Below are 12,812 nucleotides of genomic sequence, written 5' to 3' on the forward strand. Positions count from 1 at the left end.
TAAACAATTTTTTAACTTTAAACAAATTACCTAACATAATTATAAATTCAAATTTTAATACTGACAAGTGTCAAAAACATATAATAAAATGAAGATTAAGAATAAAGGGTGGGTCTTTTTCTATAACAGATGAGAACAGTTAATGTTAAGTTACTTATATCTTTTATCACGCAATTAACTGGCTGTATGACCCTTAACGAGAAGAATTCGAGATACCTCAAGGATGATAAATGGGGGACGGGCAGTCGTAAACTCCTATTTCGTTCAGAGGCCTTTAGGTCATACCCTTGTGGTACTAACAATCAGTGGAGGATGAAAAACCCCCCACTAATTGAAGATTTACTTTATCACTCATGCAAAAAAACTGAATTGTGATTTAATGAACATTTGCTTTGCTAACCTATTATGATTGTAATAAAATATCAAAGGGTGATTTTAAGAAGAGAAGAGTGATAGATATGCCAAAGCAAATTTGGCTGTTAGTTATAGCAACCACGATAAATGTTACAGGCGGTTCCTTGTTATGGCCGCTTAATTCAATATATATGCATAATGAACTTGGGAAAAGTTTGGCTTTTGCCGGGTTAATATTAATGTTAAATCAGGCAGCAAATGTAGTAGGAAACCTAATTGGTGGAGCGCTTTTTGACAGGTATAGCGCATATAAAACGATGCTTTATGGAACATTGCTCTCATTAATGGCAGTAATCATGCTATCATTTTTCCATAGTGATGTCGCTTCCTACGCAATATTTCTTATCATCATTGGATTTGGTTCTGGTGTGACATGGCCGGTTATGTATGCAATGGCAGGATCGTTATGGCCAGAAGGTGGACGGCGTACGTTCAATGCTATATATGTTGCTCAAAACCTGGGAGTTGCCCTAGGTGCGACAATTGGTGGATTTGTAGCAAGTATATCGTTTCATTATATATTTATCGCAAATGCCTCACTATTTGCCGTGTTTTTCTTGATTGTACTTTTTTCATTTAAGAATTTAGATAATGTAAGTGATAGACAAATGCATACGTCCGTACTGGAACAAAGTGGAAAAATTAAAGACAAATCTGCCTTTACAGCTTTGTTGATATTATGTAGTGGATTTCTGATTATTTGGGTCGCGTATACACAATGGCAGGCAACTATCGCACCATACACACAGGAGATTGGAATTCCGCTTGAACAATATAGTACACTTTGGGCAATAAATGGTTTTCTTATCGTTTTATCTCAACCTTTGGTAAAATGGGTTACAGATCGAATAACCTCAACCAAAAAACAGATTTATATTGGAACTGCAATTATGATTTTATCGTTTATGATTGTCATGTTTGCTGGTGACTTCACGATGTTTGCTATTGCCATGGTCATCCTAACATTAGGTGAAGTGTTAATGTGGCCAGCTTTTCCAACGTTGGCTAATCTGTTAGCACCAGAAGGGCGGGCAGGGTTCTATCAAGGATTGGTAAACAGTATTGCAGCAGTAGGTAGAATGATTGGTCCATTCATTGGCGGAGTTATTGTAGATATGTATAATATGGAAGTATTGTTCTATGTTGTTATTTTCATTTTATTTATACCATTTGTAACAACTAAGCTATTTGATAAAAAGATAATGCTAGAGAAAGAAACAAATGAAGGAGTGTAACTATGACGGAAAAAAATCAGGCGATTAAACTGATCGCGTTAGACATGGATGGAACATTATTGACCACAGATCATGAAGTTTCTCAGAGAACGAAGGATGCTATTGCGAAAGCATTGTCAAAGGACATTCATGTTGTGTTAAGCACAGGTCGTGGATTTAGATCGTGCTATCCACATGCAGAAGAGTTAAAGCTCCAATCGTATCTTGTGACAGCAAACGGTGGCGAGGTCTGGACTGTAAAGAAAGAGCTATTAGATCAACATTTAATGGAAACAGAAGTAATTGAAAAACTGTGGAATATTGGAAAAGAAGTTGGCGTCTACATGTGGATGATCTCCACAGATGGCGTATTTCAAAATGAAGCTCCAGATAATTTTTATGATTATCAATGGCTCAAATTTGGCTGTCAATCCGAAGACCAGGATAAACTCGATAAGATGGTGAAAGAGCTATCTTACTATGAAGAATTAGAATTAACAAATTCATTGCCAATTAACGTGGAGGCCAATCCAAAGGGTGTCAGCAAAGCAAAAGCACTTCATTTTTTATGTGGGAAAATTGGGATCACGATGGATGAAGTGATGGCATGCGGAGATAGCCTAAATGATATTAAAATGATCCAGGAAGCTGGAATCGGTGTGGCAATGGGGAATGCCCAGGAAGCAATTAAAAATGTGGCTAATCATATTACAGATACGAATGATAATGACGGTGTAGCAAAAGCCATTGAGAAATTTGTGCTGTAAATATGGGAAACCTTCACTTAGTGTGGGGGTTCTTTTTTTTGTGGGGAATATTGTGAGTAAAACTAATAAATGGAATGAGAGCTCTCATAAGCGAAGCAGGATTGTTCAAAGGTTGAAAGGGAGCACTCAAAAGTGTGGAAGAGGGATGTCCATATAGAAAGAGGAGATACCACATAAATGAAAGAGAGTGAACACTCCAATAAGTAAATAAAATAATCGTATATTCCAAACAAAAAGGCACTCAAACAATGTTGAGCGCCTATCCTATCTTTCTATTTTACTATTATATCCCCGCAATCCAATACATCAATACAGAAACTAGAATCGATGTAATCAGCATAGCTGCTAACGGTCGCAATGCTTTCGTACGTACATCCCTCAAACTAACATTTAGCCCAAGTCCGACCATGGCTGATGTAAGGATGAATGTAGTGGCAATACTGACTCCATCCATCAATGCATCTGACACAGGAATGTAGCTTCCTAATATATAACTTCCAAACAAACTCATTGCAATGAATCCAAGTAAGAACCATGGGAATGAAATCTTAGCGTTTTCCCCATTTTCCCCCTTATTTTTGCGATTTTTAATCCAAAAGATGAAAACAAAACATAGAGGGACAAGTAAGAATACACGTCCCAGTTTGGCTAATAGAGACATTGCCAGTGCTTCTTCCCCTGCTGGTTCAGCGGCAAGAGCAACATGAGCAAGTTCATGCAAGCTAAGACCGGACCAAATTCCATATTGTACAGCGGAAATTGGTAGAATCGGTAATAGTAGCGCATAAATAATCGAAAAGACCGTTCCAACTAAGGCAATAATTCCGACACTAATTGCCGTATCTTCATCCTTTGATTTTACAATTGGAGCTACAGCAGCAATGGCAGCTGCTCCGCACACACCTGTTCCCACACCGAGTAGTAAAGCAATCTGTGAATTTGCTTTAAATAATTTTGCTAGAAACATAGTGATAAATATAGCAAAAATAATGGTTATAGCCCCTTTTACAAGAAGCCCGAGACCATCATTAAAAATGATATCGACATTTAACTTTAACCCATATAAAATGATAGCAAAACGTAATAAATATTTAGATGAAAATTGAATTCCAGTGCGGAAGAATTCGGGGTATCCAAACAGTTGCCGATAAATGATTGCTAGAATGATTGCCGAGGCAAGTGGACCAATTTGGTTAAATCCTGGAATCATAGAAAGTAAATAACCAGTTAAAGCAAATGCAAATGTATAGGCAATGCCTAAAATCATACTCTTCCAGTAAGTTTTCTTAGATGCTTCATTATTCATGTTTAAATATTCCCTTCTAGTTATAGCTTTAGTATTTAGTATAGTTTTAGTGATATAATAAGAAAAATAAATTATAGTAATCACAACTATAAATAATACTTATTATAAAAGAGGAAGTTGTTAGTATGGATCAGCATCTCATTGTATTTAATGAAGTGGTGGAACGGAAAAATTTCTCCCGAGCGGCAGAAGCATTGCATATGTCACAGCCTGCTGTCAGTCAATATATTTCAGCCCTTGAAAAAGAGTTGGGTGTAAAACTCCTGGAAAGAACGAATAAATATGTAGAGCTAAACAAAGCTGGTGAAATTGTCTATCAGTATGCAAAAGCAATTTTCAAGGATTACGAAAAAATGAAGATACTCGTTTCAGATATGAAGAATGATCCAAGTGGTAATTTAAAAATTGGCGCAAGCTACACGATAGGCGAATATTTACTGCCAAAGATGCTTGCAAGGCTGCAGGAAGAATATCCCCTTATTGTCCCATCTGTGTCGATAGGTAATACAGAAGATATCGGGTCTAAACTGGTAAGTCGTGAAATCGATATCGGCCTTATTGAAGGGGAATATTCGCATCGTCAAATTACGGCAGAACAATTTGCAACGGATGAAATGTATATCATTGCCAGCGGAAGGGAATCCTTATTAACAGATAATATTTCCAGAACTTACTTGGAAGAGCAGACGTGGATTATACGGGAAGAGGGTTCTGGAACTAGAATAATGTTAGAGGAATTTTTTGAAACATATCATATTACACCAACCCGTCTCATATCATTAGGAAGTACGCAAACAATTAAAGAAGGAGTGGAATCCGGTCTTGGTATAAGTTTACTTTCCAATCTAACATTTAAGAAGGAATTAGAGCTAAACCGGATCCAAAAGCTTCCTGTAGATGGAACTCCGATAAAGCGATATTTCTCCATTATTAAAAATCAACAGGAGTTTCATCCAAAAGCACTAAAAGTATTTGAGAAGCTAGTCCAAAGTCTAGTTTAAAGCCTGAATGCACCATGGAGGCTTTCTTTGTTTTTCTGAAGGGTGTATAATAGTAAGTGGAAATAGGAAAGGGGATGCTTTGATGGCATTTTCTCGCGGACCGAAAGAACCGGTTCCAGAGGTAGAAACGAATGTGTGGTCATGTACAAGTGGTGAGTGTCAGGGCTGGATGAGAGAGTCGTTTAGCTTTCAAGAAGAACCAACATGTCCACTTTGTCACTCCAGGATGGAACGAGAAGTACGAGTACTTCCCGAGGTGAAGTAAAAAGAGAAGTGTCTCCATCATTTATTTGAGCTATTAGATGTCATGAAGGCATCTTTTTTGTTAGCTTCCATTGAAAAAGCCGGTCAGTTTTGATCGGTTTTTTTTTTTTGCGCGCCAGCAGGAAAGCATCAAATTTCAGCTAAGAATTGGGTCAATGTAGTAAAAATTATAACATTCTAATAAGAAAACCGAATATATTCACTAAAAGATGATCGGGCACTAAGTTTTCTAATAAAGTAATATTTTTGAACATGGAAGAATATGTTCTAATAGTGGTTTCATCAGGTGTTTTCATCGATAATGAAAACGTTTTTTTTTGAGAAGGAGGAACAATTTTTGAAGTACAATAATCCTAACACAGAAGGTTCGGTCATTGCATTTCGTAAACGCTATGATAACTACATAGGTGGTGAATATCGACCACCTGTTAAAGGGCATTACTTTGACAATGTTACACCAGTTACAGGCGAAGTATTTTGTGAAATTGCCCGTTCAACAAAAGAAGATGTCCAGCTAGCTGTAGAAGCTGCACATGCTGCAAAAGAAGAATGGGGAAAAACATCCGTGTCGGAGAGAGCGAACAGATTAAATAAAATAGCTGATCGAATCGAAGAAAATAAGGAAATGCTAGCTGTTGCGGAGACATGGGATAATGGAAAAGCAGTTCGGGAAACACTTGCAGCTGACCTGCCGCTTGCTATCGACCATTTCCGGTATTTTGCTGGCGCTATTCGAGCACAGGAAGGCGGAATTAGCCAAATTGACCAAGACACAGTTGCGTATCATTTTCATGAGCCCTTAGGAGTGGTAGGGCAGATTATCCCTTGGAATTTTCCGTTATTAATGGCTACATGGAAATTAGCCCCAGCGCTGGCTGCTGGTAACTGTGTAGTTTTAAAACCAGCAGAACAAACACCAGCATCTATACACGTTTTAATTGAACTCATTCAGGATTTATTACCTGCAGGAGTAGTTAATATTGTAAATGGTTTTGGTGTAGAAGCAGGGAAGCCACTTGCTACGAATCCAGGTATTTCTAAAGTGGCATTCACCGGTGAAACAACAACAGGACGGTTAATTATGCAATATGCTTCGGAAAATATTATTCCAGTAACATTAAAACTGGGTGGAAAGTCACCGAATATTTTCTTTGAAGATGTGATGGATAAAGATGATGGTTTCTTTGATAAGGCTATTGAAGGTCTTGTTATGTTTGCACTGAACCAAGGAGAAGTGTGTACATGTCCGTCCCGTGCACTTATCCATGAGTCGATTTTTGATGACTTTATGGATAGGGCGATTGAAAGAGTGAAGCAAATTAAGATTGGCCATCCTCTAGATACCGAAACAATGATGGGTGCTCAAGCTTCCCAGGAACAGATGGAAAAGATCAGTTCCTATTTAGATATTGGTAGACAAGAAGGAGCGGAAGTTTTAACTGGTGGTAATGTAAATAAATTAGAAGGTGAATTGGCTAACGGCTATTACGTTGAACCAACTATTTTTAAGGGTAATAATAAAATGCGAATCTTTCAGGAAGAAATATTTGGACCGGTATTATCGGTAACAACTTTTAAAGAAAAAGAGGAAGCACTGGAAATTGCGAATGATACACTGTACGGCCTAGGTGCAGGTGTTTGGACGAGAGATATTAATACTGCATATCATTTTGGCCGTGAAATTGAAGCGGGACGTGTTTGGACGAATTGCTACCATCAATATCCGGCACATGCCGCATTTGGTGGATATAAAAAATCTGGTATTGGAAGGGAAAATCATTTAATGATGCTCGACCATTACCAGCAAACAAAGAACCTACTGATCAATTATAGTGAGAATGCTACAGGATTATTTTAAGTATATTTTTAAGTATATAGATTAAAAAAGGAGCAACTATCTGCAGGTGGAGATTTGCTCCTTTTTTTAATAGTAAATGGAATAAAGGAGGCGGGGTAATGGTAAAAAGAGTTACTGCGACGCAAGAAGCTATACATTTAATCGGAAAATTAAAAGATCTTCACGGACCATTAATGTTTCACCAGTCGGGCGGATGTTGTGATGGAAGCTCACCTATGTGTTATCCACGTGACGAGTTTCGAATTGGAGAATCGGATGTATTATTAGGAGAAATTGCAGGGACACCATTTTATATATCGAAGGATCAATATGCTTATTGGAAGCATACACAGCTAATTATTGATGTGGTCGATGGTCGTGGTGGAATGTTTTCGCTAGAAGGGCCTGAAGGAAAACGTTTTTTAACCAGGTCCCGTATTTTTACTGAAAATGAGAAAAAAGAACTTGCACAAAGTTAATGTAATAGGTGATAGCTTTTTATATGTAATAGTCACAATTAGCCCAGATTTATCATATTTTATAACAAAACGATAAAAGGGTGTGTCTATTTGAAGAAATATTACGTAAGTGCAAACACTGCAGAAGGCTTTATTAATCACATTACCACTAACCTTCAAAATATCAAACAGATTATTATTCTAAAACATCCGTCAAACACCTTGAAAACTGCAATTATTCAAGATGCGGTTCATACGTACAAATCTAACTATGATGTTGAAGTATTACTAAGCCCCTTAGGAAAAAAACACTTAGATGGTATTATAATCAGAGAAAAATCTCTGGCCATTATCAGTAACCGCATCGCAACAACAGATATAGCTGGTGCAATTGAAATTGATTGCAGCTTGTTTATCAAACATAAACCAACTTTAGATAATGAATTACAAGAAAAGTTTAAATACCATACAGAAGAAGCATATAAAAATTTTGCAACTGGTTTAAAAATTCATGATGATTTAGAAGAAATATATATTAATGAAATGAATTTTAAACGTGCTAATGAACTTGCAGAAGAATTTATTCAAAATCTACTCCAAAATGAGAATAAACAGGACCGTCAAGCACACACTTATCATCGATTTTTCGGTACGAACACAGCAGATGGTGTTGTCAATGAAATTCCAAATCTTATTGAAGGTATCCAAAATGTATACTATATTAAAGGTAGAGCGGGTACAGGTAAATCGACTTTTATGAAAAAAATCGCTGCATCATGTGAAGAGTATGGGTACGATGTGCAAGTATATTATTGCAGTTTTGATCCAAATAGTTTGGACATGGTACTTGTACGTGATTTGGATTTCTGTATATTTGATAGTACAGACCCTCATGAATACTTTCCAAACCGCGATGGAGAAAAAACCCTGGATCTATATGAAAAATTAGTAACACCAGGAACAGATGAAAAATATGAAGAGCAAATTACAAAAGTAAATAATCACTATAAATCATATATGAAGCATGGAATTAAGGAGTTAAAAAAAGCTGGAGAGTATCTAGATGAATACGAAGAACAGTTTACTTTTACAGAAGAAGAGAAAAATCATATTATAGAATTTATCAATGAGCAAATAATTCAATAGACAAATACGGGAAGGTCCTAAAGAAGGTTCTGCCTTTTTGGTGATTACGGCCAATGAATTGTACCATTGTGACATTCTATTTACCATCATCAAAAGTGTACCAATGAATGCCAGATTGTTTACCACTTCATATCTTCTGGATAATCAAAAATGTTATACAAATTTGATTGATTCTCGATAAGTTCAGTTTTTCACAAGAGGAGCGTTTGTGGAATATCAAAAGCCTAATTTCTCAATGAAGGTACGGAGGAATTAGGCTTTTTTATCTTTCAAAATATATATAGTTGGAAATCCGCACTTCATTGATGTTATCCCATTGGTAAAAGCGGGGGCAACAAGTGGTAAATCTTGTGGTGATCGCTGGTACAAAACATGACAGAGGTGGATTCTTATGGCTGTAATCAATTTGGATTTTATTGGCATAAATTATGTCAATAAAAATAAAAATATAATTTTGGTGTGAATAATGTGAATGATATAATGCCATGTATTCTTTCTCATTTCCTGTTTTTCTAGTTAATACAACGTCCAAAAGTGTTCAATTAATGTTAATTATTTCGGCGTTTCACTAAATAGTTTTAGAAAGTTATTTGCAAATTTTAAAATTCAGTCCGATTGTTTGGGAAAAAAATCACTATACAGAAGAATTTCCTTATAGGACAGTCAATCGAAGAAAGCTTGACTATATAAAAAATAAAGAGCATTCTCTTTTCATTGTCCATTTACTTTAATTACAGATTACTTTGCGGTCTACAACAAGAGCCCTGTCATCAAGCCTTAAAGGGTTGATGAATTATTTTAAGCAAAATGAACGCAATTATTTAAGTGCAATTCACAAATTAATCCTCAACTATTTTTTATACACATATTCTTTTTTTAAAGAGGGATACTAACAATATAGAATGGAAAACGAAAGGATATATCCAAATGAAAAAAGTCATTTTTATCCTGGTTGATTCTTTATTGCCGGAAATTCTTAAAAAAGGATTTGCAACCAGGAGTTTACCGGCACTTCAGTTTTTACAGGAACACGGTAACTACAGAATGGATTGTGCCACTGTTTTCCCTACTATGACCGCATCGATAGATGCCTCTTTAATGACCGGAAGCTATCCGAATGAACACAAAATTCCAGGTTTAATTTGGTATGATCCCGATAACTGGGAAATGATTAATTATATTAATGGAGTAAATTGTGTAAGGAAATTAGGGATTAAAAATTGTTCCCAAAATGTATTGGTCAATCTTAATGAAAAACATTTAAGTCAGCATGTAAAAACGATATTTGAGGATTTAGCAGACAGGGGTCATACATCGGCAAGCATTAATTTGATTATCCATAGGGGATATAAACAGCATTCTATTTCTTTTCCACTGAAAAAATATGTAGGAATTCAGGAAAACCAAAGTATAAACGGACCTGAAATTCTTTTTTTAGGGGCGATGGTATACCCCGAAATTTTAAAAGATAAAATTCATAGTTTTTCAAGTGGTTTAAGGCATTCCTATGGTATTAATGATCATTTTGCCATTTCCGCTGCAACTGAACTGATTATTCAAGGCAACCAACCGGAATTTATGATGGTTTATTTGCCGGACAATGACCACAGGATTCATAAAATAGGTCCAGAAAAAGGTGAATTATCATTGATAAAAGTGGACCGTCAAATCGAGAGGCTTATGAATTCCTTTGGCTCATGGGAAAAAGCCATTCAAGAAAACATTTTAATTGTCACTAGCGATCATGGCCAAACAAGCATTGGAAAAGAAAAAGATTATAATGTTGATTTGGATTACTTATTAAACCAGTACACTGTATTACAGCTTGACGAAAAAGTTGAAGAAAAACATCAGATAGTGGTTTGTAATAATGAGCGGATGGCCTATATTTATCCATTAAAAGAAAACATACAAGAAAAATTAGTAAATGATTTAAAAAGTGAATCCCGCATTGATTTGATTGCATGGAAAAGCGGTGAGAATATCATTGTGACAGCAGGAGGAAAAACGGAAAGTAAAGTAGTTTTCAGTAAAAACGGTCCGTTTCAGGATCCTTATGGACAAAGCTGGAGTATCGAAGGTGATATTTCCATTATGGATATTAATCTAAATAAAAAGAGCTTAGCATTTAACGATTATCCTGATGTTTTGGCGAGATTGCATGGAGCATTATTTTCTCAAGATAATCCATTAATTGTGTTAACAGCAAGGCCAAGATATGAATTCACTTCAAAATATTACCCAAAGCATAATAAGGGCGGAAGTCATGGCTCATTACATAAATTTGATTCTTTTATTCCGCTTATTGTCACAGGAGATGAGAAAAATAGGCCTTTGCCTTCCAGGATTGTTGATTTAAAGGCTTTTATCCTTAGTTTGTACGATTAGAAAATGTCTTTTAAAAAAAGATATGACACCGTTTGGACAATCCAATGAAATATGGTGTTAGAAAAAAAAGTATCATTACTTAGTTTCATAATTAGGTATGTCTTTGAAATAAAGTTCGATAATTTATAAAAGGTTGATCCTTTATAATAAATTTTGATAATTTGTAAAAAAAGCATTCAAAATCCTGTGTTGATATGCAGTTTTTTTTGTTCGGCAAACAGGCGCGATTGTGGAATAAAAGAACAACTTTATCTAAAGAGGAGGTTGAGCAGATTTATAGGGCAACCACTAACATACGAGATCGATTGCTTATTAAACTGCTATTTGAAACAGGATTGAGAACTGGAGAGGTACTAACCTCTTTGATTTTTTTGAATTTAATTCAACGGTAGCTCCTCGATGTATATCTCTGTTTGCTACAATCAAAAGCTTACCGTATTATCATCCAAACAATCCCCCTTTCATTTGTAAAGGAGGATTGTTTGGACCGACCGGGATTTGAATGAGACTGGTTTTATTCTGGGAAGTTATCTTGTATATTTCATCATACATACCTACATTAAACCCAAGAAGTGGGTGCCCTCCTATCCCAATAGCGGATGATACTAGTAATATACGCTGTAAGAGCATACCTGCTTCCATTTGTTGGATGCGATATCCTCTGTAACCAAGTGAAGTTTTGTGGTAATCCTGATATCCTACCAAATGAAGGCAAAGCGGGGTTTGGAATATATTCACATCATCCAGAGACATTCCCTGTTCCAGCCAATAACGATAATCTCCGTAACGTATATACCGTAATGTATGAGTTGAGCTATCATAGTACCATGCACCATCTGGAATACCTTCAATACCATATGTGCAGCCATAAATTGAAACACGGGGTTTAGAATTTTTTTTATCTCCATCCAAATCATTACGATACAAGAAAGAAGAAGTCGCCTCGTGTAACAAAGTAGCGAGTTGCAGTTGGTTTATTTTTCCTAAAGTAAAGTCCATCCCTGGTGAATGACGTATTCTGCTAGCTAACGCCAAATCAAACGATAACCGGTTGGTATTAGGCAAAGATACCGTTTGTACCTCATAGGTAATATTCATTTCTTCTTTAAACTCCTGAAATGATTTCATTGAATCTATCATAGATGCCTCATTCATTTTAGTCAGCATAGGATGCTCTAAAATTCTTTTTGACCGGACATAATGGTCATGATGAATCGGTAATATCCTCCTTGACAAATTAGTAGCTGTGATTAGCTCCTCTACATGATTATTATTAGTAAACCACGTTGTTTCAGAGTTTATAGACAGTGGAATAATGGTATAAATAGTTTCCTCCTGTTCGGATAGTCCGAGCAGATGGTTAACGGCTCGATCAAGAAATTGGAAATAAACTCCGGATTCAAATCCAAACCTTTTCGCCACTTCCAATAATTGCCCAATTAACACACCAGTATCCAACCCTTGTAATCGGTAGCTAAAGTTATTATATTTAAAGAAATTCTTCCAAAACACAGTCGAGATAAAAATTGTACCAAAACAAGTTGACATATTACAGTGACCACCAAGAGTCTCCGTTAGATATAAATCGAAATTGCCTTTTCGTAATAAAACCAAGCGATGATGTGCAACATCGTAATGGTACACTCCATCGGGCAATTTTTCTATTTTTAAATACACATATAATTCGTTAGGATATAACGCACCCCCAGAAGGAACAAATCGCCGAAGTACCTGTTCCAAGTCCCCCTTTTGTGTGGAATAAACGGATTGACAGAATTTATTGAGTCCATACACATACCAGAGGAAATACCCAAAATCACTCAACCCAGGTTTTTCAGTGACTTTCGTTTTTTCAAGTGTAAAAGGTATTTCTAATGAGAGTGGAAATACTGGTAAGTTACGGTAAAGTTTATACGGAAGTGGAGCGTCTTCCCAATCTACCTCCCAGTCAACTGGGTTAATTTTGTCAATCTTAAAATGCAGGTTGTGTATAAATGTATCCAGATTCATGTTTCTC

At 36.1% G+C, this 12,812-nt stretch carries 10 protein-coding genes and 1 pseudogene; 9 read left to right on the top strand and 2 right to left on the bottom strand.

The features are described from left to right. Positions 1-458 precede the first annotated feature (458 nt). A complete protein-coding gene (locus GMJ66_RS00195) occupies positions 459-1,649 on the top strand; it encodes an MDR family MFS transporter (RefSeq protein WP_156288242.1) in 1,191 nt (396 codons plus the stop codon). A 2-nt stretch (positions 1,650-1,651) separates the two neighbouring features. Continuing rightward, the gene (locus GMJ66_RS00200; protein ID WP_156288244.1) at positions 1,652-2,395 is read left to right on the top strand and encodes a Cof-type HAD-IIB family hydrolase; all 744 of its coding nucleotides are present in this window, start codon (positions 1,652-1,654) and stop codon (positions 2,393-2,395) included. Between the two features lie 283 nt (positions 2,396-2,678). On the opposite strand, the gene GMJ66_RS00205 is transcribed toward GMJ66_RS00200, so the two are convergent. Further along, positions 2,679-3,701: a YeiH family protein gene (locus GMJ66_RS00205; protein WP_231514768.1), complete on the bottom strand. Its 1,023-nt coding sequence runs from the start codon at positions 3,699-3,701 to the stop codon at positions 2,679-2,681. A 125-nt stretch (positions 3,702-3,826) separates the two neighbouring features. On the opposite strand from GMJ66_RS00205, the gene GMJ66_RS00210 reads away from it, so the two are divergent. From GMJ66_RS00210 to GMJ66_RS20525, 7 genes and pseudogenes are all read left to right on the top strand, one after another. Further along, the gene (locus GMJ66_RS00210) at positions 3,827-4,702 is read left to right on the top strand and encodes a LysR family transcriptional regulator (RefSeq protein WP_156288246.1); all 876 of its coding nucleotides are present in this window, start codon (positions 3,827-3,829) and stop codon (positions 4,700-4,702) included. An 82-nt stretch (positions 4,703-4,784) separates the two neighbouring features. Further along, positions 4,785-4,967, top strand: coding sequence for a cold-shock protein (locus GMJ66_RS00215; protein ID WP_156288248.1), 183 nt, complete (start codon positions 4,785-4,787; stop codon positions 4,965-4,967). 336 nt (positions 4,968-5,303) lie between these two features. Next, entirely contained in the window at positions 5,304-6,824 is a 1,521-nt protein-coding gene (exaC, locus tag GMJ66_RS00220; protein WP_156288250.1) for an acetaldehyde dehydrogenase ExaC, read from the top strand. Between the two features lie 98 nt (positions 6,825-6,922). Continuing rightward, positions 6,923-7,282: a DUF779 domain-containing protein gene (locus tag GMJ66_RS00225; protein WP_156288252.1), complete on the top strand. Its 360-nt coding sequence runs from the start codon at positions 6,923-6,925 to the stop codon at positions 7,280-7,282. A gap of 90 nt (positions 7,283-7,372) precedes the next feature. Next, positions 7,373-8,407: a hypothetical protein gene (locus GMJ66_RS00230; RefSeq protein WP_156288254.1), complete on the top strand. Its 1,035-nt coding sequence runs from the start codon at positions 7,373-7,375 to the stop codon at positions 8,405-8,407. A 927-nt stretch (positions 8,408-9,334) separates the two neighbouring features. Continuing rightward, on the top strand, positions 9,335-10,795 hold the full coding sequence (locus GMJ66_RS00235) for an alkaline phosphatase family protein (RefSeq protein WP_156288256.1): 1,461 nt from the start codon (positions 9,335-9,337) through the stop codon (positions 10,793-10,795). Positions 10,796-11,031: 236 nt separating this feature from the next. Beyond that, positions 11,032-11,154, top strand: a pseudogene (locus tag GMJ66_RS20525) (tyrosine-type recombinase/integrase); the annotation flags it as partial. An 82-nt stretch (positions 11,155-11,236) separates the two neighbouring features. Here GMJ66_RS20525 and GMJ66_RS00245 read toward each other — a convergent pair. Beyond that, entirely contained in the window at positions 11,237-12,805 is a 1,569-nt protein-coding gene (locus GMJ66_RS00245) for a SagB family peptide dehydrogenase (protein ID WP_156288258.1), read from the bottom strand. Between the last annotated feature and the right edge of the window lie 7 nt (positions 12,806-12,812).

Origin of the sequence: Oceanobacillus salinisoli (assembly GCF_009733865.1) — a bacterium.
In the GTDB taxonomy this organism is placed as follows: Bacteria; Bacillota; Bacilli; order Bacillales; family Amphibacillaceae; genus Oceanobacillus; species Oceanobacillus salinisoli.

Coding starts and splice junctions, on each gene's coding strand:
- GMJ66_RS00225 (WP_156288252.1), top strand. CDS start 6,923: ATGGTAAAAAGAGTTACTGCGACGCAAGAAGCTATACATTTAATCGGA.
- GMJ66_RS00245 (WP_156288258.1), bottom strand. CDS start 12,805: ATGAATCTGGATACATTTATACACAACCTGCATTTTAAGATTGACAAA.
- GMJ66_RS00200 (WP_156288244.1), top strand. CDS start 1,652: ATGACGGAAAAAAATCAGGCGATTAAACTGATCGCGTTAGACATGGAT.
- GMJ66_RS00235 (WP_156288256.1), top strand. CDS start 9,335: ATGAAAAAAGTCATTTTTATCCTGGTTGATTCTTTATTGCCGGAAATT.
- GMJ66_RS00210 (WP_156288246.1), top strand. CDS start 3,827: ATGGATCAGCATCTCATTGTATTTAATGAAGTGGTGGAACGGAAAAAT.
- GMJ66_RS00195 (WP_156288242.1), top strand. CDS start 459: ATGCCAAAGCAAATTTGGCTGTTAGTTATAGCAACCACGATAAATGTT.
- GMJ66_RS00205 (WP_231514768.1), bottom strand. CDS start 3,701: ATGAATAATGAAGCATCTAAGAAAACTTACTGGAAGAGTATGATTTTA.
- GMJ66_RS00215 (WP_156288248.1), top strand. CDS start 4,785: ATGGCATTTTCTCGCGGACCGAAAGAACCGGTTCCAGAGGTAGAAACG.